This is a genomic window from Vibrio sp. 10N.247.310.24 (assembly GCF_041467175.1).
Lineage (GTDB): Bacteria > Pseudomonadota > Gammaproteobacteria > Enterobacterales > Vibrionaceae > Vibrio > Vibrio tasmaniensis_A.
Genome location: NZ_JBFSUD010000017.1, coordinates 1 through 25,458, shown reverse-complemented (window position 1 = coordinate 25,458; position 25,458 = coordinate 1). Strand labels below are relative to the sequence as shown.

The following is a 25,458-nucleotide window of genomic DNA, read 5'->3' as shown; positions in this document are numbered from 1 at the left end:
TAGACTAGATTCCAAAAGAAGAATGATATGACCACTAGCGATTTGATTACACCAGCGTCAGCAATCACACCAACCATCACTCAATTTTGTCATCAAACTTGGTTGCTCAATGCAAAAGCGGTGTACGTTGAAAGTGACGACAGCAAAACTTACTTGATCACTGACGTGACACCTTTCCACCCTGTGAGTCATATTTGGCCCGATCACCCAGCAGACCGAGGTTTTGTCAGCGTAGGTGGTGAACAGTATATTGTTGAAGATTGCCTTGTCGGTGCAATAGAGCAATCTACTGGAAATCTTTATATTGCAGCAGATATCCCTGTTAAGCGTGATACGGAAGGGTGGGCGTTTGTGGTTGTCCACCAGCTACCTGTATCAGCTTCCATGATTAAGGTTAACGACGAAGTCGTGTTGTCGGTTGATAAAGAGCACCAAGCCAGTTTGAGCCGCGGTCATAGTGCCGGACATATTGCTTTCTTAGCGTTGAATAAAGTATTGGCTGAGAGTTACTGGCGTAAAGATGCGGACAGAAAAGATCCACTCGGCAGCTATGACTTCAATAGCTACGCACAGGTGACTAGCTTTGTGACTCCAGAGTTGTGTACCGATAAGTATCGTTTAGGTAAAACCTTGAAGAAACGCGGTCTGAACGTTGCTGACATGCTAACGAACCTTGATGGCATTGAGGCCAATATCAACCAGATGATTGCAGGCTGGCTTGCTGAATCGACTCTTGTAACGATGAGACTAGAAGGTGAGGCGTTAACAGACTCTCGCTACTGGGAATGGCAGCTAGATGACGAGACTTTAGTGTCTATTCCGTGTGGTGGTACTCACATCGACAATACTTCAGAACTTAAGGCATTGTCGGTTAAGTTAACCCAATTAGATGACCAACATATCGAAATGCAGACGTGTGTATCTCGATGATCTCAATTAAAGATCGAAAATAGATTGTTCTGCACTGTTGGTTTTATTTGTTTTCTTCTAGTTATATATTCTATTGTAAATTGAAATGCAGCATATGTAACTTATGCTTTCGGTGTGTGGTGATATAAATATTCTTTTTGGGGTAGATCGCTGATCAAAGTAGATAAAGCAAAAGATCAACCTATGATCTTCGGTGGTGTGTTGTGGTAATTTAGTGTGTTAATATTGACCAGTATATAGGCTTGCATAAGAACAAGCTGTTCCCACCATATAATTGAAAGCTTTAGTGAATGAAACAACAATTTTTATTAGAAGGTCACCGAGCAGTAAACAGTTTGCTTCGAAAGCTTGCCCTTGGGTTGGATCGCAAAGAATTAAATCGTAAGATCATTCAACTCACCGAGCAGATTTTTGGTCAAAGGATGGCCTCTATCCTATTGCTAAACCCCGAATCGAATACATTACATTTAGAATATGCTCCAAACTTGCCTGATTTTTATAACCAGCAGATAGAAGGGGTGGGGGTTGGTGCCGGAATTGGTTCTTGTGGCGAAGCGGCGGCACTTAAGAAAGCTGTCATGGTCTCCAATATTAATGCACACCCGAATTGGACTCCTTTCTTAGCCTTAACCAATCAGGCCAATCTTCATGCATGTTGGTCAGTGCCAATCATCTCTTCACATGGTCACGTATTAGGTACCTTCGCAATTTACAGTCAGTACATCTCTGAACCTCATGAGTTTGAACTTGAGATCTTAGAGTTATTGGCTTCTCTGTATTCAGTCGCGCTTGAGAAGTATGAGTTAGAGAATCAACTCAACTTTTTTGCCAATCGGGACTCCCTAACACACAGTTTGAATCGCCGAGCATTGCTGAGAGAAGCCGAGCAGGTGTTAACTAACCGCTGTTTTACTGAAAAAGTGATGGCATGCCTGTTTGTTGATGTCGATAAATTTAAGTCAATAAACGATACGTTTGGCCACAGCTTTGGTGATGATGTGTTGTTAGCCGTTGCAAAAGTGCTTGATGAGGCAACGACTGCCTGTGCCAAGATAGGGCGCTATGGGGGCGATGAGTTTGTCGTGTTCTCTTGCTTCGATGATCAAGAAAGTGTGCTGAACTTTTATCTAAGCTTAGAAAGAACCTTGGAACAAGCGCTCTATATCGATGGCACTCAGTTTTCTGTCAGCGTTGGACTTTCTTATGATAAAGATCCTGAGTCATTGGAAGGCTTGATCGCACAAGCTGATAAGAACATGTACCAAATCAAGCAAGCTAAGTCTTAGCAGTAGTAGATTGTAAAAAAAGTAGTGAATTAGGAAATGCTAATGAGTGAAAATATCTGCCCTAAGTGCCAATCAGAGCTAGGTTGGGATGGAAAGTATCACTGTGAAAGTTGTCAGGCACACTTTACTAAGGTTGGGTTTTGCCCTGAGTGCAGCAGCCAACTTGAGAAGCTTCAAGCCTGTGGTGCAGCGAGCTATTTTTGTAATGGTGAGTGTAATGAGCTTAAATCTAAATCGAGAGTAAAGTTCGTATTTCAGCCTGCTGAATAGACTTAAGCCGAATCGCTTAAACGACTATCTGTAATGTTATGTCAGAGACTCAATACCAAAGTGTTGGGTCTTTTTTGTATCTAATGAACCTAGAGCTCGCTCTTAGCGACTCTTGTGGTCACTTGCGACTCAATAACACCGTCTTCAACTTGGGTGGTGATCACTTCGCCCACTTCGACGTCGTTAATCGATGACAGGGTCTTGCTCGATGCTGAATGGGTAATACTGTAGCCACGTTTTAGGGTTGCTAATGGACTTACTGTTTCTAACTTCTCGGCAGCCATGGCTAGTTGGTGGCGAGTAGTTAGTAGTGTTTTATCCATTGCATCCAATAGCTTTTGCTCTGAACGTTGCAGATGCAGTTTTTGTTCACCAAGGCGTTTCACTGGTGAGTTCAGCTGAAGCTGGTGCTGTTTGCGCTCAACACGCTGTGCATGCTGCTTTAGGTATTGAGTCATACCACGACGCAAACGCATGTCTAAGTCATCAAGCTGCTGACTCTGCTTTTGCAGTTGGTAGCTCGGGTGTTGTTTCTCTAAGCGGTATTTCAACGTCTGAGTTGATTGCGCTTGTTTGATTAACACATGACGAATCGCACTCACTAAACGAGCACGTTTAGACGCATAAGCTTGCTCTTTATGACTGTTGTCACGGCTAACTAATTCAGCGGCTGCTGATGGCGTTGGAGCACGCATATCTGCGACGAAATCCGCGATAGTGACATCGATTTCATGCCCAACGGCACTGATAATCGGGATCTGGCTTGCTGCAATGGTGCGAGCTACGATCTCATTATTAAAGCACCATAGATCTTCCAAAGAACCGCCGCCTCGGCCAACGATCAATACATCACACTCATTGCGTTCATTGGCACGCCCAATCGCTTGAGCAATTTGAATCGCCGCTTCTTCGCCCTGAACCATGGTTGGGTAAACCACAACAGGCAATGAAGGATCGCGTCTTTTCAGTACATCGAGAATATCGAAGAGGGCTGCGCCTGTTTTAGAGGTGATAACGCCAACGCATTTAGGATGTTCTGGAAGAATTTGTTTACTGGACTGAGCAAATAAACCTTCCGCTGCCAAGTTCATCTTAAGTTTTTCAAACTCTTGCTGAAGCTTGCCGTCACCTTCTGGCTGCATGCTTTCGATGATGAGTTGATAATCACCGCGTGGCTCATAAAGAGATAGGCGCGCTTTAACTAGCACTTGATTACCGTTCTGAGGCTTAAAAGTCACACGACGGTTATTGCCACGAAACATAGCGCACTTAACTTGAGCGCGAGAGTCTTTAAGCGTGAGGTACCAGTGACCAGAGACAGGTGCAGAGAAATTTGAGATTTCACCAACGAGCCAGACTATTCCCATTTCGTTTTCTAATAGGAGACGAACCTCTGAATTGAGGCGAGAAACAGTAAAGATGTTTGGATTGGTCATAGAAGCGCTATCTATCCTTGAAGGAAGGTCTTTCTCTTGGAATCTCACTGGGCGTGAGTATGGAAGATAGCGGCAATATAATACATAGCAAGGGGGTAAATGCAAATTAAAAGTATAAAAATGTGTAGCCAAGCGATTTCGTTGGCCGTATAATCCGTCCGCAATATCTAATCCAAATGCAGCTTGATTTTCCTTAATTGGCTGCCCTCATTAGGCGAAACGATGAGATTGGATTGTTTCTTTTTACTCCTATTATTGTGAGATATTGCAAATGCTAAGAATTGCCAAAGAAGCGCTGACATTCGACGACGTACTGCTAGTGCCAGCACACTCCACCGTTCTCCCTAATACAGCTGATCTTCGCACTCAGTTGACGAAGAATATTTCCCTAAACATCCCAATGATCTCTGCATCGATGGATACTGTGACAGAAGCTCGCCTAGCGATTGCACTGGCGCAAGAAGGCGGAATAGGCTTCATTCATAAGAACATGTCTATTGAACAGCAAGCTGAAATGGTTCGCCAGGTTAAAATTTACGAAGCAGGTGTGGTTTCTCACCCTGTTACTGTAAACCCTGACGCGACAATCGCTGATGTTGTAGCTCTTACTCAAAAACACGGCTTCGCCGGTTTCCCTGTTGTTACTGAAACAAACGAACTTGTTGGTATTATTACTGGCCGTGACGTTCGCTTTGTGACTGACCTTTCTAAGAAAGTTGACGTAGTAATGACGCCTAAAGCTCGCCTTGCTTCTGTTAAAGAAGGTGCAACTCGTGAAGAAGTTCAAGAGAAAATGCACGAAGCGCGTGTTGAAAAAGTTCTTGTTGTAAATGATGACTTCCAACTTACGGGAATGATCACTGCAAAAGATTTCCACAAAGCAGAACGTAAACCAAACGCTTGTAAAGATGAGCGCGGCAGCCTACGTGTAGGTGCAGCTGTTGGTGCTGGTGCTGGTAACGAAGAGCGCGTTGCTGCTCTAGTTGAAGCTGGCGTAGACGTTCTACTTATCGACTCTTCACACGGTCACTCTGAAGGCGTACTTAACCGTATCCGCGATACGCGTGCTGCATACCCTGACCTACAAATTATCGGTGGTAACGTAGCAACTGGCGCTGGCGCTCGTGCTCTTATCGAAGCGGGTGTTAGTGCGGTTAAAGTAGGTATCGGCCCGGGTTCAATCTGTACGACTCGCATCGTTACTGGTGTTGGTGTTCCTCAAGTAACAGCAATTGCAGACGCAGCTGAAGTAGCAAACGAATACGGTATTCCAGTAATCGCAGATGGCGGCATCCGCTTCTCTGGCGATATCTGTAAAGCTATCGTTGCTGGCGCATCTTGTGTGATGGTTGGTTCAATGTTCGCGGGTACTGAAGAAGCACCGGGTGAAGTTATCCTTTACAACGGTCGTTCTTACAAGTCTTACCGTGGTATGGGTTCTCTTGGCGCTATGTCTCAAGGTTCTTCTGACCGTTACTTCCAATCTGATAACGCTGCAGACAAGCTTGTTCCAGAAGGTATTGAAGGTCGTATCGCATACAAAGGTCGTCTAAAAGAGATCGTTCACCAACAGATGGGCGGTTTACGCTCAAGCATGGGCCTAACGGGTTCTGCAACTGTTGAAGACATGCGTACTAAAGCTGAGTTTGTTCGTATCTCTGGTGCGGGCATGAAAGAATCTCACGTACACGATGTTCAAATCACGAAAGAAGCACCTAACTACCGTTTAGGTTAATAATACGTCCAAACGTTTGAATAATGTGCTGATTTAGTCGGCACATTAATATACCAATCGTAGTAAATAACTGATCATCCTAGCTTGTTAAAAACCTCGATAACTTCGTTAGAATTTTTGATTGTAGAATAACTACTTATCAGAACTCTTTGTTGAATAGAGCAGCCTTGTTCTCAAGCTTTTTTCCAGCGCTACTACTGAACACTTACTTACTGTGATTGGTATTATATCTACCGCCTGTTTTGTTTAGAGAGTTATTCTCACAAAACACGTGGTTAAAGATAACCAACGAAAACGTTTGCTTTATTTCTTGAAGAGTTAATCAGAGGTGAGTAAACTCGCCTCCGTTTTATCACATAGCCAATAAGACTGCTTACAATGACTAAAAATATTCATGACCAACGTATTCTAATTCTGGACTTCGGTTCTCAATACACACAGCTAGTAGCTCGTCGTATTCGTGAGATCGGTGTTTACTGTGAACTTTGGAGCTGGGACGTAGAAGAAGCGGATATTCGTGAATTCAATCCAGACGGCATCATCCTATCTGGTGGCCCTGAAAGTGTAACGGAAGATAATTCTCCACGTGCACCTCAATATGTATTTGATTCAGGTGTTCCTGTTTTCGGTATCTGCTACGGCATGCAAACTATGGCTGAGCAACTTGGCGGTAAAGTAGCAACGTCTACTGAGCGCGAGTTTGGCTACGCAGCGGTACAAGTAACGGGTGAATCTGCACTTTTCGCCGACCTTGAGACAACTCAAGATGTTTGGATGAGCCACGGTGACAAAGTGGTTGAAATCCCTGCTGATTTCACAAAAATCGCAGAGACAGATACTTGCCCATACGCTGCAATGGCAAACGAAGAGAAGAAATACTACGGTGTTCAATTCCACCCAGAAGTAACGCACACTAAAAACGGCCTAAAAATGCTTGAGAACTTCGTTCTTAACGCGTGTGGTTGTGAAGGTCTGTGGACTTCAGCGTCTATCATTGAAGATGCAGTTGCACGTATTAAAGAGCAAGTAGGTGACGATGAAGTTATCCTTGGTCTTTCTGGTGGTGTTGATTCATCAGTCGTAGCAATGCTTGCTCACCGCGCTATCGGCGACAAACTAACATGTGTATTTGTAGATAACGGCCTTCTTCGTTTAAACGAAGGTGAGCAGGTTATGGAGATGTTTGGTGACCAATTCGGCCTAAACATCATTAAAGTTGATGCGGAAGATCGTTTCCTTGACGCTCTGGAAGGCGAAGCTGAACCAGAAGCGAAGCGTAAGATCATCGGTCACGTATTCGTAGATATCTTCGACGAAGAGTCTAAGAAACTGAAGAATGCTAAATGGCTTGCTCAGGGTACTATCTACCCAGACGTAATCGAGTCTGCTGCATCTAAGACTGGTAAAGCACACGTAATCAAATCTCACCACAACGTTGGTGGCCTTCCTGATGATATGGAAATGGGCCTTGTTGAGCCTCTACGTGAGCTGTTTAAAGATGAAGTACGTAAGATCGGTCTAGAGCTTGGTCTTCCATACAACATGCTTTATCGCCACCCATTCCCTGGTCCTGGTCTAGGTGTTCGTGTACTTGGTGAAGTGAAGAAAGAGTACTGTGATTTACTGCGTCGTGCTGATGCTATCTTCATTGAAGAGCTTCACGCTGCTGATCTTTACCACAAAGTATCTCAAGCATTCACGGTATTCCTACCAGTGCGTTCAGTTGGCGTAATGGGCGATGGCCGTAAGTACGATTGGGTTGTATCTCTACGTGCCGTAGAAACTATCGACTTCATGACTGCTCACTGGGCACACCTACCATACGACTTCCTAGGTAAGGTATCTAACCGTATTATCAACGAAGTTAACGGCATTTCACGTGTTGTTTACGATATTTCTGGTAAGCCACCAGCAACTATCGAGTGGGAATAATCTCTTAGAGATTTAACCAGTTTTGATTAAGATCTTAAGCCTCGAACTTTGTTCGAGGCTTTTTCTTTTTATTTAGGAGATTAAGGACTTACATCTACAACGAGAAACCAAATCCGTTGGAAGTTAGATATCACCTCAAGAAACAATGAGACGTTTTGTTGTGTTGAAGGATACATAAAAGTGTCACTCGCACTTTTTATAAATTCACATGGTAACGACTGGCTCATTTCCCATGCGCCGCATACTCTTTGATGGACTTATTAAGGACAGATAAGAGAATCCATCATGTTAAAAATCAAATATTTGGCGACAGTAGTTGGCTGCACTTTAGCTGCACACAGTTACGCGTCTTTGAACATTCAACCTGATCCGCAAAACCCGAATGGCTACCTTGTTGAAAAGTCGGCATTACAAGCTGCTGAACAAGCGAAAACATCCGATCCTATGTATGCGATCTGGTCACAAGCATTACAAACTCGTCCCAATAGTATTGTTGAAGCGATTGAGCCGGGTTTAGCCTCGAATCCTGAAAACGTGAAACGAGTCGAGCGTGTATTTCCTCAATCTGAATGGGACTTCCTCACTCAGATGGCAGCACCAGAGTACACTTATACTCGCTTCTTACGCGCGATTGGAAAATTCCCAGCCTTCTGTGGAGAGTACACTGATGGTCGAGATTCAGACGCCATCTGTAAAAAATCCATCATCACGGCCTTTGCTCATTTCGCTCAAGAAACAGGTGGGCACATCGCAATAGATAACACCTCTGATAACCCATTAGCTCTAGAAGAGTGGCAGCAAGCGCTGGTGCATGTTCGTGAAATGGGTTGGTCTGAAGGCCAAGAGGGTTACACCACCGGTTGTGGCCAGAACGATTGGCAGAATGCACGATGGCCATGTGCGGCAGGTCAGGGTTATTTTGGACGTGGTGCTAAACAGCTTTCTTACCATTTTAACTACGGTGCGTTCTCGGAAGTGATGTTCGATGGTGATGCGACGGTTCTATTGAATAACCCAGGTTTGGTTGCTGATTCATGGTTGAACTTGGCTTCTGCTATCTGGTTCTTCCTTACACCTCAAGCTCCTAAACCTGCCATGCTGCACGTTATTGACCGCACTTGGACTCCCTCTCAACGTGAGTTGGATGCGGGAATTGGCTATGGGTTTGGTACCACAATCAACGTAATTAATGGTGGTATCGAGTGTGGTGAGCAGAACAAAGACAAAGGCCAACCAGTTAACCGAATTCGTTATTGGGAAGGGTTAGCTGCGCATTATCTGATCCCTGTAGAAGCGGATGAAGCCAATACATGTTGGCAGCAAACGCCTTACGGAAGCTTGAACCTCAACGGTGCAACCGATGTGTTGTACACCAACTGGGATGGTAACTGGAAATACTACGCAGACCGCCCAGAAGGATATTCATTTGAGTGTGAGCTTGTTGGTTTCCAAACCGCTTATTCAGCCTTGGTAGCCGGAGATTATGAGAAGTGTGTGACCAATTTTTATGGATCACATGCGAGCTGGCCTGAAGTAAAAGTGGTCGATAAGCTTGAACCGGTTGACCCTGGTACTAACCCCGGAGGTAACGGTTGGAATGCGAGTAAAGTTTACAATGCTGGCGACCAAGTCACTCACAACGGCGCGACCTACGAAGCGAAATGGTGGACTCAAGGAGATGAGCCTGCCAATGGTGGCCCTTGGAAATTAGTAGCGGGTGAGCCAACACCACCCGTAGTGACAGATCCATCGCCAGTTGTCCCTGCACCTGTCGATCCTGCTCCGGTAGACCCAACACCGGTTGAACCACCTGTGACTGAGCCGCCTGTCGTTGTTGATCCATCGGTGTTTATCACATGGCAAGCGGGTGTTAGCCAAGTGAGCAATGGCGACAAGGTGACGCATAACGGCAAGTGTTTCGTGGCTAAAAACGGTCCGGGTCTCTGGGAAAGCCCTGTTCAATCGAACTGGTTCTGGGATGAAATTAGCTGTAAATAATTGACTTAAGCAAGCCTCTGTTTAAGAGGCTTGCTTGTTCAGTGACAGTTATACGACACTTCCCTTACTTTCTATTACAGTAGTGCTTTCCATTTATCGATAAACTGTGTTCGTGAATAATTCGATTACAGGGCAATTAAAATGAAGTTAAAGCTATCTATTCTTGCGTTATTGGTAACTGGAGTTACTGGATGTAACAGTACGCCGCAGTCAGGTCTCGAGCAAAGTTTGGGCTGGGGTAATTATGGCTGTTTGAGTTTTGAAACGAGCTCTGAAGGTATTGTTGCTCAGCGTTATCAAGTATTAAAAAGTCCTGTAGGCCAAATAACGTCTATAGAGGAGCAAGGTAACCAAATTCATGTTATTCAAACACTTGAAGGCGCTTTAATTAAAGGTGTCGATAGTACAGGCATTATGAATTACGAAGGCTGTATGGAGTCTGTTGGGGAAGTTGATGCTGCTGTTAATGCATACCCGTCAATCGTTCAATTCTTATTAAAGCAAGCTGCGCCTCAAGGTCCTAATTCTGTATCAACATCATTACCTTTCACTGTCTCAGAGTCAGCCAATAACGCTCAAATTTACATTGGTGAAGCAACTTCTGTAGAAATTGAAGGTGAAAGCTATCCTATCGGTCCTATGATCGAACTTTCTGCGCCGTGGGGGGCATCTGGCCAAATCACATCTGTAGACGCGACAACCTTTGAATTTTCATATTTTACGACCAACGATGGCCACAAAGATACGGTTGATATCCGTGGTGCATGGAGCCAAAGTATGGGCCCAATGGATAAGTTTAATCAAGAACCTTCGGGAGAGTGGTTAGCGTGTGTAAAGCCCGAGGTTCAAGCGGTCTTGATGGAACAAAGCCCTAAACGAGTTGGCGAGATACTTGAAATCATCACGAAAGCCGAACTGGCGAACGATGCAATCTAAGATTGCGATTTAGCGATCTATCTTTTTATGCCGTTCGGATTAAAATTTGCGTACAAATTTTATTAACTTTTTTTAAAGGCGCGCAAAATGTCAACAAAACTGGCGAACCCGGCACCACTTGGCCTAATGGGTTTCGGTATGACTACTATACTTCTTAATATCCATAACGCAGGTTTCTTTCCAATCGATTCAATGATTCTTGCTATGGGTATTTTTTACGGTGGTCTAAGCCAAGTTATCGTGGGCACAATGTGTTTCAAACGTGGTGACACGTTCGGTACAACTGCGTTTACTTCTTACGGTCTATTCTGGTTATCTTTGGTTGGTTTAATCGTAATGCCTTACATGGGCCTACCAGCAAGTCCAGCAGCGTTTATGGGTTGGTACCTACTACTATGGGGCATCTTCACTGGCTTCATGTTCATTGGTTCTCTATGCTACCCAGTAGCGAAACAAGTAGTATTCGGTTCACTTACTATTTTGTTCTTCCTACTTGCCGCTCGTGATTTCACTGGCAGCGAACTGATCGGTACTATCGCTGGTTTTGAAGGTATCTTCTGTGGTGCGTCAGCTATCTACTTTGCAATGGCACAAGTAATCAACAACGAATATGGCCGCACAGTACTGCCAATCGGTGAGAAAAAAGCGCCTCAAATGGCAACACAAGAAATCGCAGCTTAACGCTCTAGCTTGGGAACAGTTAGTTTGTTATAAGCAGTCAGTTCGTTATAAGTAATGAGCTCGTTATAAACTGCGATTTTTATGAACAAAACAAAAGGGGTTAGCCGAAATGGCTAACCCCTTTTTTATGCGTTATTAATAGCTTGAGTTAAAGCGATCTACTCATAAAAATGATCTATTCGTAAACGCGATCTGTTTGATAAGGCAAGCTTAAGCTGAAGGTTGCTCTACAGGTTTACTGTCTGCAACTTCAGATTCAGGAGACTTACCTGTTTTGCGCTTGTACTTCTCTTCCCAGTAAGTTGCCCCTTTAATGCCTAGTTTTACAGGGTTGAATGTGTACTCAGTCACACCTTGTTTCTGTTGTTCTTCGTAGTCAGCTAAAGCCTTAAGCGCAGGCTTAGACATGAAGAAGATGATCAGAATACCAACGATGTTTAACCATGCCATCAAACCAACACCCACATCACCCATTGCCCATGCAAGGTTTGCTGTTTTAACGGTGCCATAGAAAACGGCACTAATAAGAACAAGCTTAAGTACGAACATCATGCCAGGGATCTTGATGGTACGACGTAGGTAAGCAATATTTGTTTCTGCGATGTAGTAGTAAGCAAGAATCGTTGTAAATGCGAAGAAGAACAGAGCAAATGCGATGAACGGCTTACCAATGCCTGGCAGTGCACTTTCAATAGCAAGCTGTGTAAATACAGGACCATTCGCACCGATGTTTGCTGCTAGGTTCTGAACAAGGAATACACCTTCAGCGCCGCCGTGAACGTTGTAAGCACCAGTGATGATGATCATGAACGCTGTAGCAGAACATACTAGAAGAGTATCAATGTAGATAGAGAACGCTTGAACCAAACCTTGCTGAGCTGGGTGATCAACACTTGCCGCAGCTGCCGCGTGAGGACCAGTACCTTGACCTGCTTCGTTTGAGTAAACACCACGTTTAACACCCCAACCGATTGCAGCACCAAAGCCTGCCATAGGAGTGAATGCATCACCCAGAATCATTCCGAAAACAACAGGAACTTGGCTGATGTTTAGTAGGATGATAACGAATGCGATGATGATGTAAGCCAACGCCATGAATGGAACGACAATTTGTGTGAAGTTCGCGATACGTTTAACACCACCAAAGATGATGAAAGCAAGGATGATAGCAACAACAGTACCAGTGAAAATTTTAGCGAAACTGAATGTACCGATAGCTGTTTCAATCATATCACCTGAGCCAAATGCAGCTTCTACAGCATTACCTATACTGTTTGACTGAACACCTGGAAGCAAAATACCACATGCAAAAATAGTCGCGATAGCGAAGATCCATGCGTACCACTTCTGACCCATTGCTTTTTCAATGTAGTAAGCCGGACCACCACGGAACTGGCCTTCATCTTCTTCTTTATAGATTTGCGCCAGCGTAGATTCTGCGTAAGCAGTCGCCGCGCCAAAGAAAGCTACCACCCACATCCAGAATACTGCACCTGGGCCACCGAAACCGATAGCGGCAGCAACACCTGCAATGTTACCTGTACCTACACGGCCAGATAGCGAAACGGCAAGAGCTTGGAAAGACGAGATGCCTTTTGATGAGCTTTTACCCGAAAGTAGCAAGCGCCACATTTCAAAGAAGTGACGGATTTGAACAAATCGAGTCATGATGGAGTAGAACAAACCTGCACCTAAACATAGGTAGATAAGTACTGGGCTCCAGATTATTCCATTCAAAAAATCAACGAACGACTGCATGAGTATTTTCCCTGTTAGTTTTGCTTATGATTGTTTTTCGAACAATACAATACTTCACTTGTAACCCTAGTGTTAAATTATTTAACTGCGCATTAGGATTACTGTGACATAAAGCAAGTTATAGAGGGTGTTTGTTAATGCTTAGTGCTAATTCGATAATCGTTCCATTTAACTTGTTATGCAATAGGTTGTTACGACTGGTGTTTTGCAAAGTGAATAAATAGTGATTAATACAAAAGGGTGGGGAGGTGCGCAGAAGAAGGGTAGGTGTGCACAAGAGACTAAATTGCGTAAAACAGCGGTGAAAATTGCTTAGCATGAACGGCTGATATAGGAGTGGTGAGATGAATTTGATTGGAATATATCACCTGCATCGAGTGATCTCGCAGGCCTAAGAAACTGTGCCTTTGAAGGCTCGATAATTCTGGCCTTCATGTTTACTGAGTGAAAGTAGCTAGTTTGATGCCTGTTTCAAACAACCACGAACCCTCGCGCCTGTAATTCTTTAGCGAACTCAGACTGAGTATTTGGCTCACCGTGAATCAAATGCACCTCTTTTGGTGGAGTCGCTATGCCCTCTATAAATCGATTGAGATCCTCTTTATCGGCATGAGCAGAATAGCCAGACATGCCATGAATTTGAGCATTAACCTCAACGTCTTTGTTATCAATAGAAACCTGCATTTCGCCTTGTTGCAGCTCTCGCCCGAGCGTTCCGTGTGCTTGATAGCCCGCTAAAATCACATCCGTCCGTTGATCGGGAAGCAAAGCGGATAAGTAGTTCATTATCCTGCCGCCCTGACACATTCCAGAAGCTGCGACCACAATCGCGGGTTCACCTGTCGACTTGAGGCGATTCACGATTTTCTTGTGCATTCTATGTCCATCAACCGTAATGCACTGCTCAAAAGCGAGTGGGTGACGTTTCAGTTCAAGACGCTGCTTTGCTTCTTGCCCCCATAACTCTTTAAAGCGTCGGTAGGATCGTGTCACCTTTTCTGCCATAGGCGAATCGAGGATGATAGGAATATCGCTGCTGAGTTGATGCTCAAAGATCAACTGTTCGATATCAAATAGCAGTTCCTGTGTTCGACCTATGCTAAAAGCCGGAATTAGAATAACGCCGCCATCAAGTAACGAACGATCAATGATTGCTTTGAGGCGTTCAGAGCGTGAAGCAATATCGTCGTGCGTGCTAGTGCCGTAAGTCGACTCAATAAACAGATAGTCGGCTTGTTGTGGTGGTTTAGGATCCGGCAGCAGTGGCGTGTTACTAGGGCCCAAGTCGCCTGAAAAGACCACTACTTCTTGGTTGGGTAACTTAATCTCTATATAGGCCGAACCTAAGATATGCCCTGCAGGTTGAAAACGAGCATGTAGAGTATTTGGCCTATGGTGATCCTTTCCGTCGTTTTGCTGTTTAGAGACAATTGGAAACCATTCCCCATAAGGCTTAGGAGCAATCAACGAATGAATTTTTTTAAGGATGAGTTTGGATTGTTTATGACTGAGCCCTTGCAGTTTTAGGCCGTCTTCAATCATTAAAGGGGCGAGTTCAGCTGTCGCCTGAGTACAATAAATTGGTTGGTTAAAGCTACTGGCGAGTAACCAAGGTAATCGACCAATATGATCAATGTGAGTGTGGGTCAGCAGAAGAGCATTGAGGTGGGAAGTTTCAAACTCAATATCGAGAGGGCGAGTGTCTTCACCTTGAAGCTTTTTACCTTGAAGATCTAAACCTTGAAACAAGCCACAATCGATGAGCACCGCTTGGCCTGAATCTCTTAGCTCGTGACAAGATCCTGTGACGGTATGTTTGCCGCCATGGTGAATCACTTTCATCGTTTACTCCCATTGCTCTATAAAGCTATTAACGCCTGTTTTTATTTTGCGGATAAGCGCCAGCAAGTAAAACAAGAACAATGAGAGTTGCGATCGTTGAGTATCTTTTTAAGTAACTGAGCAATGACTCTGTGGGTTCGTTGCGAGTTGGTTCTTGTTCCTTCTGTGACTACTGTTAGCGCACGGAAGAACCGTCTGAATCCAGTTCTGGGTTTTGTTGCGCCTCTAAACGAGCCACTTCGGCATCAAGCTCTGCTATTTTTTCAGCCATCAGGCATGGCAGCGATTCGCTAACTCTCTTGCGTCGCTGAGCTTGTATCCAGAGACATCTATAGGCTCCAGCATCTCGGTGATCACAATGCCATTATTAACTCGGTTGAGGTTAATTTTATTGTGCGTGGTACTGGTACACATCGGGGTGATAGGCACACTCGCCTCAATCGCCATTCGGAAAGCGCCCGTTTTGAATGGCAGTAGTCCACGCCCTTTACTGCGCGTTCCTTCAGGGTAAACCCAAACAGACAGATCTCGCTGGTGAATCGCTTCCGCCACTTGCTTGATGGTATCGCGTGCTTTGGACTTGTTTTCGCGGTTAATTAAAATATTACCGGTGATCCAATACAGCAGGCCAAAGAAGGGCACGTACAACAAATCGCGCTTACCTAAAGAAACCGTGCGAGGCCTTAACATCCCTGGGGAGGTCACAAAGTCCAACACGCTTTGGTGGTTAGATATGTAGACGCTCTTTTCTGGTGTCGGCGCATTATCTAGGCCTCTCTGTAGGATCTTTACCCCAACGAGTTTTTGTAATTGGTTGAACCAACGGCAAAAAACGTACACATGCTTTGGGTTTTTGGGGCTAAACAAGCAGTAACCAAAAGCACATAGAGTGGTGAAAATAATAAACACCGTCGCCAAAATAATACGAAGAACAGCAAGCACAATTCACTCCTTACTCACGACAAGATTGCAGTGATTAAATAGTTTTAGATGCTTGAAGTTTTCACTCTATTTAACCGAATTGCAACAATTAACTGTTTTAGGGGGCTGTTTTTAGATCTTTATATAAAACAAGGACTAACGATGGGTGTTTGACGCAGTTATCGAGCTTACACGTGTTCACCAGTAGGTAGGCATGTTCACCAATACTGTTTATTTGGATCCGACTTTTCTACCCATTCAGGATCTTGGCGTGATTCTAAATAGAGCTGTAGGCCGTTATAAGACATGAAAGCAGCAGGGCCACCAAGATGTTCGAAATAGTCAAAATAATCATCTTCGAGTGCGCAAAGGTGAGCTAAATCTATAACGTTATTCATCATTGCCCATTGAATAGCGAAAACCGGAGCCGTCGAACCTGAAATGCTGACCTCTTCGACATTTGGGTTGAACAGTGAATTGGCTTGCTCAAGCTGTATCTCTTCTTGTTCAGACTCTTGCTGTAACACCTCTTCGATGATCTCTGAACGTTTGGTATTAGAGACATTCTTGTTCAGCTTGGCGATTCGAAGTGCGTAGCTAAAACGGTCTGTTGAAACAATGTCGACAAGCTGCGACAACAGCTCTTTGTCTACGCCCGCAGCCTTGGTGAAATAGTCGATACATGAATTGATTGATGCGTAACGAGTACCGTCAAACTCAAAGCCACTGGTTTCGTCGTATACCTCAAGTGGGATGTCATCAACCGACAAAGGCCAGCCTCTATAATCGACTCGTTGTTTGGCTATTTGATACATTTTCCAAGCACTACGGCCAAATCCGCCAAGCGTCGAGCCTGAAAAATCAGAATCAATAAGCTCTTGTTCCGTCCAGTTTTCACCGATGCCTAGGTGCTTTGCGTACTTATCGATGAGTGCGTGTTTTATCTGATCGCGCACCGCCCAAATTGAAGTCAGACTCTTGGAATAGTTAATTCTCGCACACTCCTTGCAAGCCGGCAGTGCTATCGGTGAATAGTCTATCTTGGCAATAGCTTGTGCAGTCTTAGGGAATTCAACAACATCATTGGAAGGTTCACCACAAAACCAACAGGTGTGGCGCAGGTTGAACGGGGTATCTATGTGTGAGTATGTGGTCATTAGTCTTTATCAGCTAGGTACTTGAGGCGAGTTAATCATCTTCAAACAATTATCTCTGTTCGCACGTCAGCTTGCACCTTGTTTGTTTTTGTTTTGCTGACGAAACTGATTCGTGATGTGACTCGCCTGACGATCTCATTAGGTGGATATTGATATAAAACAGTCACTAACGATAAATATTGATTGGTGTGGCTGAACTTACATGACTTGCTAGCAATCGCCTAAGCTCCCCATTACTATTGAGATAGACTCCTAACCCCAATAGCGCATATGTCCTCATCGATTCCTTTTTACGATAAAAATGCTCACACACTTTGTGAACAGTACAACTCAGTGACGTTCGAGACGGTACATAAAAGCTGGCAAGCTTATTGGCCTTTAGAGGGCGATAAAGTACTAGATGTTGGTGCAGGAAGTGGTCGTGATGCGCTATGGATGCACAAAGCCGGAGCTGATGTTATTGCGATAGAACCAAGTGCTTCATTACGCGAACAAGGCTCGAAATATACAAGCCCAAGTGTTAGCTGGATTGATGATTCACTTCCCTCGCTTAGCCGCACTGAAAACCTCGGAATACGTTTTGATTTGATATTGGTGAGCGCGGTTTGGATGCATCTTGCTCCGTCTCATCGAGAGCGTGCATTTAGAAAGTTGTCTAACTTGCTGGCTCCAAATGGCAAGTTGGTGATTACTTTGCGTCATGGGGAGTTTAAAGACAGTCGACAAGGCTATGAAGTCTCAGTTGAAGAGCTCGAGCGTTTATCAAAAAACAGCGCCTTGTTGGTTCGTCATGTTGATGATAGCCAAGATACATTGAACCGCAGTGAAGTGTGGTGGCAAACCGTGGTGATGACATTACCAGATGATGGCTCCGGCGACTTGAACAAGGTGCGCCACATTATTGTGAATGACAACAAGTCGGCTACATACAAGCTGGCCTTATTAAGAACTTTACTGAGAATTGCGGATGCTCATTCAGGCGCTGTGATTGATCGAACGGATGGGAAAATTTCTCTACCAGTGGGCTTAGTTGCTCTGTATTGGGTAAGGCAGTTTAAGCGTTTGATTGATATCGATATAGAAGGCGCTGGGATTCAGCAAAATAGCAACACGAGTAAAGGCCTCGGATTTGTAAAAGAGGATGGTTGGAATAAACTCAAACACCTCAGTGCTGATGATCTAGCGATAGGCACTATGTTTCTCGGCGATGAAGCCAAGGCACTACAGAAGCTGTTTTCACAAACGATCAGCACCATTAAATCAGGGCCTGTGACTTTTATTTATCAAGGCTCGAAAGACAACCGACTATTCGATATATACCCACCTCAGAAACGACGGAAGAGCCGAGAATCACTGGTCATTGATAGTGAGTTCTTAGAAAGCTTTGGCTATTTCACTCTCGATGAAAGCCTGTGGGAGTGCTTTAGAATCTACCACTCTTGGATTGAACCGCTGGTGGTGAATCAATGGGTCATGGAGATGCAGCGTTTCGAGTTGAACCGACAGCGAAGTATCTCACTACAGACGTATCACGACTGCTTGGTATGGATCGATCAAAACCACGATACTCGCGATGTGCGTAAACGTGTCGAACAACTTAGATCTGAACGTGCCGATATTGTCAGTGTCTGGAGTGGAAAATCATTAAAAAATGAGTATCACGTTGATCACTGCTTGCCTTTTGCTTATTGGCCGAATAACGACAAGTGGAACCTCTTTCCGACCACAAGCAAAGAGAACCTAAGCAAAAGTGACAAAGTTCCTACGGCTGAAAAACTTCGAGCGTCTAAGTTTCGTATTCTCGAATGGTGGCAATTGGCGTGGAACGATTCGGCTCATTTTGAACAACAATTCTTTTCTGAAGCAGCACTTTCTCTACCCAATATTCCACCACAGTGTCGAGACTTCGAAGAGGTGTTCGATGCAATGGGTTTACAGGTACGTGGCGTGAAAAGCAGACTGTTAATTAATGAGTGGCACTGATCATTAAGTGGCTAGTTATCCCAAATAGCCCTCAACAAACTAATCATCGAGAACACAATGAAATACATCGGAATTGATGGCTGCAAGGCAGGTTGGATCGCTTGGATTGTCTCTGGCAATGAGCCACCTGAGTTCAAGGTGGTAAAGACCCTAGATGAGTTGCTTGACGATCTTACGGGAGCAACAACGTTAATCGATATGCCTATTGGTTTTAGCGATTCACAGACTCCGGATAGATTATGCGATAAAGCAGCAAGGCGCTTTCTCACCAGTAAGCGTGGCTCTTCCGTTTTTCCTGTTCCGTGCCGAGAGGCGGTTTACCAAACCGATTACATTGCGGGATGTAATGCCAATGTGGAGCAGCTTGATAAGAAGTTTTCTAAACAGACTTGGGGAATTGTGCCCAAGATCCGCGAGCTTGATGAGCTCATTGAAACTCATCCCAATCTTTCTATCAGGGAATCACATCCTGAAGTTGTGTTTGCAGCATTGAAAGGTGAACCGCTGACGTTTTCAAAACGAACACAAGAAGGCAAAGAGGAAAGGCTTTCTATTATTCAGCAACTTGCCCCTCAGTGGTGTGACGGCTTGTCGTTGTCCATTTCAAATACCAAGCGTAAAGACGTCGCGATAGATGATATTTACGATGCTTTTGTACTGATGTTGATCGCCTATTACGCTCCGCAATTATCGACCTTACCTGAACTTTCTGATGTTGGTGGAGAAGCTGACAAGGATCAGAACGGACGAGTTCGAGAGATTGTCTATTGGGACAAAACGCACTAACAAAGCGTGCGCTCAACTTGGCCTAATATGCTATTTTCCAACTTCTGCTACTTTTCACTCTTACTATTTTTGAGTCTTTTATATGAAACGTTTTATTGTCGGCTGGCTGGCCACTGTGCTCAGTGCTGCGAGTTATGCCCAGGTTGCCTCTATATCTCAATGGCAATGCGACATGATGAAAAAGAACAATGTCTTGAGTAGTGGTGCGCCCGTTGGTTGTGAGCGGCTATCCAAAGTGGATTTCGCTTTCATTAATTTCAAAGGGGAAACGCAACAGGGCAATATGATCGTGCTTGATGTTATTGCGCCAGCTGTTGAACAAATCTTTTCAGAGCTTAAACAGCGCAATTTTCCTCTTCATTCCGCTCGCCTAATGCGTGAGTTTAAAGGTGACGATAGCGCCTCAATGGACGCGAACAACAGTAGCGCGTTTAACGCTCGTCCTATTACAGGCGGAGGAGGTTGGTCGAAACATGCCTATGGTGTGGCAATCGACATCAACCCAGTTCAAAATCCTTTCTTAGAGTTCGATAGCAAGGGACGAATCACGGTAAAGCCTTCACAATCAGCGGCTCGCTATGTGAACCGTACTCGTTTTCGCGCGCGTGATGAAATTGAACGCCGAGGCATGGCAGAAGATGTGATTGAGCTGTTTGCTCATCACGGATTTATGATCTGGGGAGGGGATTGGAATAGCCCAATCGATACTCAGCATTTTGAGGTCGGCTCAAGAAAGTTCGTTAACCAACTGCTCTCTAAACCACAACCTGAAGCCAAAGTGTTATTTGAGCGCTACGTCGAATCTTATCGACAGTGCTCTATCAAAAATAAAGGCGAGAACGCAGAAAAAGCTCGAGCTATCTGTGCAAAGAAAACAGTCGGCACTTTTTAGTGCTATGTTTATCTAGAACCGTTTGTGTTTTAGCAAGTTAAACTCGCTTCAGGTGTGTTTTGAATCGCTAAGGTCAGCGCTTGTCGTTGGCCTTTTTGGTATTTATTTTTTCAATAGAACACCACATATTGAAAAGGTTATCGGGTATCCAATGGTCAATAATCGATAAGCGAATGCTGCGCAAAGTCATCGGTTTGTCATCGAAAAACTCATAGCGTTAACGTTATGTGAGAACCATTGCTGGTGGGGGAACTATTTGCCGAATCGCCAGTATTATTAGTGAACTGATCACAACGGACCAACTAATGAAAAAGATACCTTTGGCTCTAACTCTTTTAAGCACTCTACTTTTTTCACAATATTCTTTGGCTACAGACACTTCACACACCACTCAAAATCCGACCTACGAACTCGATGGTAAGGCGGTATTAGGGCGTACAGAGAATGTATACCTATCTAGCGTTCAAGGGCTAAAAGACGTTCCTTTCATTGGTAAAATCGATACCGGTGCAGAAACCACTTCTATGCATGCGGAAGACATTCATGTGAAGAGCTCTAATGCCGACTACAAAAACCTCAAAGACAAAGAGTTGATGGCGGCGTTAACCGAAGACCTGTTGAACAATTCCGATGTTGATTACGATGATTGGGATGGCAGTACCTTTGCAAAATATGAAGCTGTGGTCTCTTTCAAGGTTCAAAACCCACGTACGGGTGACATGGTATTAATTAAAGCACCTTTAGAGCGTGTCAGCATAATACGCAGCCGCACCAGCAGCACGCCTTTGCTTCGCCCTACTGTCAAAATGTCGCTGACCATTGCGGATCAAGAGTTAAAAACAGACGTTAACCTGACGGACAGAAGTCACTTCTCTGCGCCAGTATTGATCGGCAAAACCTTCCTTGCGGATAACGCACTGGTGTTTGCTGGTTACGACTATTTGCAGGAGCAGGAAAACGCGACGGTTGTTGGCCGAAAAGAGGTGATGTCTATCTCGGGAATGGCGATGAACGTGACCTTCTCATTAAAAAATCGCTACAGCATTCTTCATGCGAAAGACATCGATGTAGATAAGAAGAACAGTGAAGTGACGTTTGATATGTTCGACAACGATGGTGAGCAGAAAGAGATGACACTGCCATTAGTTCGTATGTTAAGTGTAGATGGTAAAAAAAGACCTTTGGTGTATGTGCCGGTTCAACTCGATGAAAACACAACCAAAGACGTTCTGGTGTACCTGCGCGACCGTTCGAATAGCAGCTCACAGCTCAGATTGGGCACTGATACAGCAAGTGAGCTTTTTATGATTGACACCAGTGCTGAGAATATTCTTTCTGAAGGATCTGAGAATTTCAGCGAGGTCGCGAAGAAGACTGAGCCACTGATTATCTCACCGGAAGAAGATATCACATTAGATGGTTTCCCTATGAAGGCTGTTGCTTCATTTACTGTCAACACGCCTTTGTTGAAGGTCGACAGTTTTGAAATGACAGGTAAAGGCAAAGAGGCTTCTGTTGAATTTTATCTTACAGATGTAAATGGTGAGAAGCAGAAGATAACAAAGCCAATTATTAAGAAGCTTAAGGTCGGTGATGATACTCGCCCGGTGGTAAGTGGTGAGTTTTTGGGAGCTGGTAAAGTTCGCCAACAAGAGTTTGCTATCGATGTGCTTAACAGCAATGAAAAAGAAGCGTACTTCATTCTAGGTAAGAAGATGGCGAAAGATGGGGTATATGTGAATACTCGATCTGATTATCTTTTGAAATCGGAACCTTTGTTTAAAGTTGGGCATATAGAAGTTGTTGAAGTCAACGGCATGACATTCCCTGCCAAGTTGGATACAGGCGCAGATGTAAGCTCAATGAACGCAGTCAACATCAAACGATTTAAGAAAGACGGCCAAGACATGGTGAGCTTTACCTATCAAAACAACCAAGGCGATAAGCAAGACTTCACTAAGCCTGTGATTGATGTAATGCGCATTAAAGCTAAGAAAGGCGAGAAGGTGAACATTCGCCCAGTGGTAGAAATGAAGGTGAAGTTGGGTGACCTAGAGAAAGAGGTGAGGGTAAACCTTCAAGATCGCTCTCGCTTTGAATACAGCATGATCCTAGGTAAGAACTTCTTAAAGCACGGCGCAGTAGTGAGTAGCGATGAAGATTACTTACTGGGCGATATGGAGTAACACCTAAATTTATCTAATTTCTATCGGTTCAACTTCTTCATCAGTAACTGAACTGGCTGCGTTAATTATCAAGTAGGTAACACAAAGAGCTTTTGCTCTTTGTGCTTTCTATATTCTGATTAGATAGCTTATCTATAAGTTAAAGCTCAATTTCAGTGATGAGTGGTGATTGTTTAAGGAAGTGCTTACATCTAGCCACAACGATTTCACGGTATCGGTTTAAATAAGGTAATTGTGAATCAGAAGTAGGAGTGACGAGAGATATAGCATCATCAATGTTGTTTATAATGTCATTTGCGATCTTTACTAGGCTCTGTTGAAGCAATTTTGGTGAAATACCACAATCGTCAGCAAACTCTACAAGTTGGTAGGCATTAATAGAATCTGAGTCAAATTCATCCCCAATTGCCATCGCAAGATCCTGCTCAAATTCAGGGTACATCCTTACATTGACTAGATCGTAAAGTGGCGTTGGTGTTAAGCCCGATTTTTGGACAAAGAAACTGAAGTTTTTGCCATGTGCATCTGCGTTATAAATGCAGAGATTGAACATTGCCCACTTTAGGATCGCTAGTTTTGCCGCTAATGGGTTTTCACATTGCTCTGTTACCGAAAAAAGTCGGGTGAAGCTGACACCATCACGAATATGACTGACATCTCTTTGTTTACCTAAGTTTCGTTCATACTTTCTATCGACACCTAGGTTACAAGCTTGACAGGCATCGATCATATGCCTTCGTTTCACACTTGTTGAGCTAAATAGCTTTCGATCAAATCTCTCTACAATTAAGGCTGGAAATTGGTCAAAATACCGCAACTCAACATCAGCAACATCTAGTTCAACTAGCTTCGCTAACTTCATCGTCACAAATTCATTTATGACAAGGTGTTGTTGGTCATTTTTTTCGAACTTCACAATATGAGTTGAGCATAGTTCACCCTCTCCAAACCCTAAGTTTCCATCGATAGATAAAACGTTTAGCTTAGATTGAACCCCCGCTACTGATAGTCTTGGTTTTCCTTCCCATATTTCTAAATACCAAAGCTCAGGGTCAGATAGTTTCTTAATTAATTCACTATCGTTGATTGGGTTGAAAGAGGTTTCAGTTTGAACTGGAGAAACACCTTCAGATAAGAACATCATTGCACCTGATGTATCTGTTCCAATACCACCAACTTGTGCAAATACGTTTGAACGTGATACGCCAAGAAAGTCGATCAAATAATCTAACCCTTTATTTTCAGGGAGCAAATTCTGTAAGAACCTCCTGATATTGACTGATGGTATATCAGAGTTAAATGGAAGGTGTGGCGATATGGGAAACCCATTATCAATCCAATCTTGCTTGTAGATTACAGATAGAGCATCACTTTCTTTACTCAGTGATAGTTTGCCTATGACTTGCTGGCTATAGACTATATCGAGGATGTATTGATTAGACCCAGACGTCATTACCTTTCTCCTGTGATGAGACTGAAGCATCTAAGTCTTGCCATGGTTGTATCGATATCTTTATTCCTAGAGCAGACACAACTTTCATTAAAGAGGTTAGTTTAATATCGGAGCTGCCTTGTTCAATTTTTATGTAGGTTTGTTTTGAAACACCAGAAAGCAATGCTGCATCTTGCTGAGTGATTTTACTTTGAGTTCTTTTTGCTTTGATCGCCTCACCAAGTAGTGATGGTGTGAACACCTGGTTTAGATCTGGTGACTCAGTTGCTTTTACTTTCTTAACCATAGAACCTCCATATAGCATGATGCAATAAAGTGTGCCTTAGTAGACTTTTAAGTTATTTATACGTAGATTTTAAATAAAAGTCTATTAAAGTTCACTTTTATGGTGAATACATTGAGTTATCACATAAAAGTCTACAGTAGTGAGCTTTTATGATTACAAACTTGGCGATCTTATTAAAAGTCTAATGTGATTTACTTTATGTAATGAAAGAACAATAGAAAACTCAAAGCCATGGGGCTTTGAGATACCTAAAGTATGGCTAACTCTCTATCGGAACCTTAAGGTGGTCGTTCAAGTATTGTGTGTAATATAAAGGCATTACACATTGTCTTGCTCTCACTTCTTGTTTCAACCTTTACTGTCAGGTCTAAGGCTTGAATGATTTTAAACATGGTAGAGAGCGTGGCTTTATCTGGTCTAGTTTCAAAGTTAGAAATGGTAGCTTGCTTTATGCGACTCTCTTTGCCACTTCGAACTGAGTCCATTTATTTTTTTGCGTATTAGCAATAAAGTATTGGCTAATTGTTGTGGGCTATAAATCACAAGTTGTCACTTCATATTATGAGGCTTGACCCCCATTAGAGGATATTGGCCGTGCTATCCCAACAAAGGGATATATATAACTTTATACCTTTCAGGGGATAATCAAAGCCTTTAGCTTAAAGAGGTATTGCAAGAAGGTGGATACCAGCCTTTATTAGACTTGTCGCTAAGTTTTTCTGCGATTGGCGATTATCCATGCGGGTAAGGTGAGGTGATGGTTACACGTAAGTAGATCAAATATGCCACATAAAAGTTAATTAGAAATACTGACTTTGAAGCGCATGAGATGGTTCGAAACTAAAGTCATGGGAATCAAAAGCACTTTACACCGTGCGTCACCCTGTGAGTGAAAGGTAGCGCGTTTAGTACCGACAGCATAATTGATGATTATATGTCTCGTCCTAAAATACGTTGACAGTTTTTCTACTAAGCCAACAGCGTCAGCTG

Annotated in this window: 18 protein-coding genes and 1 pseudogene; 12 read left to right on the top strand and 7 right to left on the bottom strand. The window is 43.7% G+C overall.

Annotation, left to right across the window (positions count from 1 at the left end):
- Positions 1-27 precede the first annotated feature (27 nt).
- From AB6E08_RS07770 to AB6E08_RS07760, 3 genes are all read left to right on the top strand, one after another.
- Positions 28-930, top strand: coding sequence for an alanyl-tRNA editing protein (locus AB6E08_RS07770; protein WP_371995822.1), 903 nt, complete (start codon positions 28-30; stop codon positions 928-930).
- A gap of 290 nt (positions 931-1,220) precedes the next feature.
- Positions 1,221-2,216: a sensor domain-containing diguanylate cyclase gene (locus tag AB6E08_RS07765; protein WP_017098067.1), complete on the top strand. Its 996-nt coding sequence runs from the start codon at positions 1,221-1,223 to the stop codon at positions 2,214-2,216.
- A 42-nt stretch (positions 2,217-2,258) separates the two neighbouring features.
- Positions 2,259-2,486 (top strand): zinc ribbon domain-containing protein, encoded by a 228-nt coding sequence (locus AB6E08_RS07760; RefSeq protein WP_009848301.1) that lies wholly within the window; start codon positions 2,259-2,261, stop codon positions 2,484-2,486.
- A gap of 89 nt (positions 2,487-2,575) precedes the next feature.
- Here AB6E08_RS07760 and xseA read toward each other — a convergent pair whose 3' ends face one another.
- Positions 2,576-3,853, bottom strand: coding sequence for an exodeoxyribonuclease VII large subunit (gene xseA / locus AB6E08_RS07755; protein WP_372065357.1), 1,278 nt, complete (start codon positions 3,851-3,853; stop codon positions 2,576-2,578).
- A 340-nt stretch (positions 3,854-4,193) separates the two neighbouring features.
- On the opposite strand from xseA, the gene guaB reads away from it, so the two are divergent.
- The 5 genes from guaB to AB6E08_RS07730 all read left to right on the top strand — a co-directional run bounded on the left by guaB (position 4,194) and on the right by AB6E08_RS07730 (position 11,204).
- The gene (guaB, locus tag AB6E08_RS07750; RefSeq protein WP_004735127.1) at positions 4,194-5,657 is read left to right on the top strand and encodes an IMP dehydrogenase; all 1,464 of its coding nucleotides are present in this window, start codon (positions 4,194-4,196) and stop codon (positions 5,655-5,657) included.
- 378 nt (positions 5,658-6,035) lie between these two features.
- Complete coding sequence (gene guaA, locus AB6E08_RS07745; RefSeq protein ID WP_017098065.1) at positions 6,036-7,589, top strand: glutamine-hydrolyzing GMP synthase; 1,554 nt, start codon at positions 6,036-6,038, stop codon at positions 7,587-7,589.
- Between the two features lie 285 nt (positions 7,590-7,874).
- Positions 7,875-9,587, top strand: a complete 1,713-nt coding sequence (locus tag AB6E08_RS07740) for a glycoside hydrolase family 19 protein (RefSeq protein ID WP_372065326.1) — start codon at positions 7,875-7,877, stop codon at positions 9,585-9,587.
- 141 nt (positions 9,588-9,728) lie between these two features.
- On the top strand, positions 9,729-10,523 hold the full coding sequence (locus tag AB6E08_RS07735; RefSeq protein ID WP_372065323.1) for a hypothetical protein: 795 nt from the start codon (positions 9,729-9,731) through the stop codon (positions 10,521-10,523).
- Between the two features lie 87 nt (positions 10,524-10,610).
- Entirely contained in the window at positions 10,611-11,204 is a 594-nt protein-coding gene (locus AB6E08_RS07730; protein ID WP_010440610.1) for an acetate uptake transporter, read from the top strand.
- 210 nt (positions 11,205-11,414) lie between these two features.
- Here the strand turns inward: AB6E08_RS07730 and AB6E08_RS07725 are convergent, their stop codons facing one another.
- From AB6E08_RS07725 to AB6E08_RS07710, 4 genes and pseudogenes are all read right to left on the bottom strand, one after another.
- Positions 11,415-12,962: a sodium:alanine symporter family protein gene (locus AB6E08_RS07725; RefSeq protein ID WP_009848307.1), complete on the bottom strand. Its 1,548-nt coding sequence runs from the start codon at positions 12,960-12,962 to the stop codon at positions 11,415-11,417.
- Between the two features lie 471 nt (positions 12,963-13,433).
- A complete protein-coding gene (locus tag AB6E08_RS07720; protein ID WP_371995826.1) occupies positions 13,434-14,804 on the bottom strand; it encodes an MBL fold metallo-hydrolase in 1,371 nt (456 codons plus the stop codon).
- 175 nt (positions 14,805-14,979) lie between these two features.
- Positions 14,980-15,746 (bottom strand): annotated as a pseudogene (locus AB6E08_RS07715) (1-acylglycerol-3-phosphate O-acyltransferase).
- A gap of 197 nt (positions 15,747-15,943) precedes the next feature.
- On the bottom strand, positions 15,944-16,882 hold the full coding sequence (locus AB6E08_RS07710; RefSeq protein ID WP_017098060.1) for a hypothetical protein: 939 nt from the start codon (positions 16,880-16,882) through the stop codon (positions 15,944-15,946).
- A gap of 270 nt (positions 16,883-17,152) precedes the next feature.
- Between AB6E08_RS07710 and AB6E08_RS07705 the strand changes: the two genes are divergently transcribed.
- From AB6E08_RS07705 to AB6E08_RS07690, 4 genes are all read left to right on the top strand, one after another.
- On the top strand, positions 17,153-18,865 hold the full coding sequence (locus tag AB6E08_RS07705; RefSeq protein ID WP_017098059.1) for a bifunctional 2-polyprenyl-6-hydroxyphenol methylase/3-demethylubiquinol 3-O-methyltransferase UbiG: 1,713 nt from the start codon (positions 17,153-17,155) through the stop codon (positions 18,863-18,865).
- Between the two features lie 57 nt (positions 18,866-18,922).
- A complete protein-coding gene (locus AB6E08_RS07700; protein ID WP_017098058.1) occupies positions 18,923-19,651 on the top strand; it encodes a DUF429 domain-containing protein in 729 nt (242 codons plus the stop codon).
- An 82-nt stretch (positions 19,652-19,733) separates the two neighbouring features.
- The gene (locus tag AB6E08_RS07695) at positions 19,734-20,543 is read left to right on the top strand and encodes a M15 family metallopeptidase (RefSeq protein ID WP_017098057.1); all 810 of its coding nucleotides are present in this window, start codon (positions 19,734-19,736) and stop codon (positions 20,541-20,543) included.
- A gap of 305 nt (positions 20,544-20,848) precedes the next feature.
- Positions 20,849-22,729, top strand: a complete 1,881-nt coding sequence (locus AB6E08_RS07690) for an ATP-dependent zinc protease (protein ID WP_372065317.1) — start codon at positions 20,849-20,851, stop codon at positions 22,727-22,729.
- Between the two features lie 139 nt (positions 22,730-22,868).
- Here the strand turns inward: AB6E08_RS07690 and AB6E08_RS07685 are convergent, their stop codons facing one another.
- Both AB6E08_RS07685 and AB6E08_RS07680 read right to left on the bottom strand, forming a co-directional pair.
- Positions 22,869-24,182 (bottom strand): HipA domain-containing protein, encoded by a 1,314-nt coding sequence (locus AB6E08_RS07685; protein ID WP_017098055.1) that lies wholly within the window; start codon positions 24,180-24,182, stop codon positions 22,869-22,871.
- Positions 24,166-24,468 (bottom strand): helix-turn-helix transcriptional regulator, encoded by a 303-nt coding sequence (locus AB6E08_RS07680; RefSeq protein WP_017098054.1) that lies wholly within the window; start codon positions 24,466-24,468, stop codon positions 24,166-24,168. Before AB6E08_RS07680 ends, AB6E08_RS07685 begins: the two co-directional genes overlap by 17 nt.
- Positions 24,469-25,458 lie beyond the last annotated feature (990 nt).

What these genes read in the sequence shown, in the direction of transcription:
- AB6E08_RS07710 (WP_017098060.1), bottom strand. Translation starts at nt 16,882, where the DNA reads ATGACCACATACTCACACATAGATACCCCGTTCAACCTGCGCCACACC.
- AB6E08_RS07685 (WP_017098055.1), bottom strand. Translation starts at nt 24,182, where the DNA reads ATGACGTCTGGGTCTAATCAATACATCCTCGATATAGTCTATAGCCAG.
- AB6E08_RS07705 (WP_017098059.1), top strand. Translation starts at nt 17,153, where the DNA reads ATGTCCTCATCGATTCCTTTTTACGATAAAAATGCTCACACACTTTGT.
- guaA (WP_017098065.1), top strand. Translation starts at nt 6,036, where the DNA reads ATGACTAAAAATATTCATGACCAACGTATTCTAATTCTGGACTTCGGT.
- AB6E08_RS07720 (WP_371995826.1), bottom strand. Translation starts at nt 14,804, where the DNA reads ATGAAAGTGATTCACCATGGCGGCAAACATACCGTCACAGGATCTTGT.
- xseA (WP_372065357.1), bottom strand. Translation starts at nt 3,853, where the DNA reads ATGGGAATAGTCTGGCTCGTTGGTGAAATCTCAAATTTCTCTGCACCT.
- AB6E08_RS07735 (WP_372065323.1), top strand. Translation starts at nt 9,729, where the DNA reads ATGAAGTTAAAGCTATCTATTCTTGCGTTATTGGTAACTGGAGTTACT.
- AB6E08_RS07730 (WP_010440610.1), top strand. Translation starts at nt 10,611, where the DNA reads ATGTCAACAAAACTGGCGAACCCGGCACCACTTGGCCTAATGGGTTTC.
- AB6E08_RS07680 (WP_017098054.1), bottom strand. Translation starts at nt 24,468, where the DNA reads ATGGTTAAGAAAGTAAAAGCAACTGAGTCACCAGATCTAAACCAGGTG.
- guaB (WP_004735127.1), top strand. Translation starts at nt 4,194, where the DNA reads ATGCTAAGAATTGCCAAAGAAGCGCTGACATTCGACGACGTACTGCTA.
- AB6E08_RS07760 (WP_009848301.1), top strand. Translation starts at nt 2,259, where the DNA reads ATGAGTGAAAATATCTGCCCTAAGTGCCAATCAGAGCTAGGTTGGGAT.
- AB6E08_RS07770 (WP_371995822.1), top strand. Translation starts at nt 28, where the DNA reads ATGACCACTAGCGATTTGATTACACCAGCGTCAGCAATCACACCAACC.
- AB6E08_RS07690 (WP_372065317.1), top strand. Translation starts at nt 20,849, where the DNA reads ATGAAAAAGATACCTTTGGCTCTAACTCTTTTAAGCACTCTACTTTTT.
- AB6E08_RS07695 (WP_017098057.1), top strand. Translation starts at nt 19,734, where the DNA reads ATGAAACGTTTTATTGTCGGCTGGCTGGCCACTGTGCTCAGTGCTGCG.
- AB6E08_RS07765 (WP_017098067.1), top strand. Translation starts at nt 1,221, where the DNA reads ATGAAACAACAATTTTTATTAGAAGGTCACCGAGCAGTAAACAGTTTG.
- AB6E08_RS07700 (WP_017098058.1), top strand. Translation starts at nt 18,923, where the DNA reads ATGAAATACATCGGAATTGATGGCTGCAAGGCAGGTTGGATCGCTTGG.
- AB6E08_RS07725 (WP_009848307.1), bottom strand. Translation starts at nt 12,962, where the DNA reads ATGCAGTCGTTCGTTGATTTTTTGAATGGAATAATCTGGAGCCCAGTA.
- AB6E08_RS07740 (WP_372065326.1), top strand. Translation starts at nt 7,875, where the DNA reads ATGTTAAAAATCAAATATTTGGCGACAGTAGTTGGCTGCACTTTAGCT.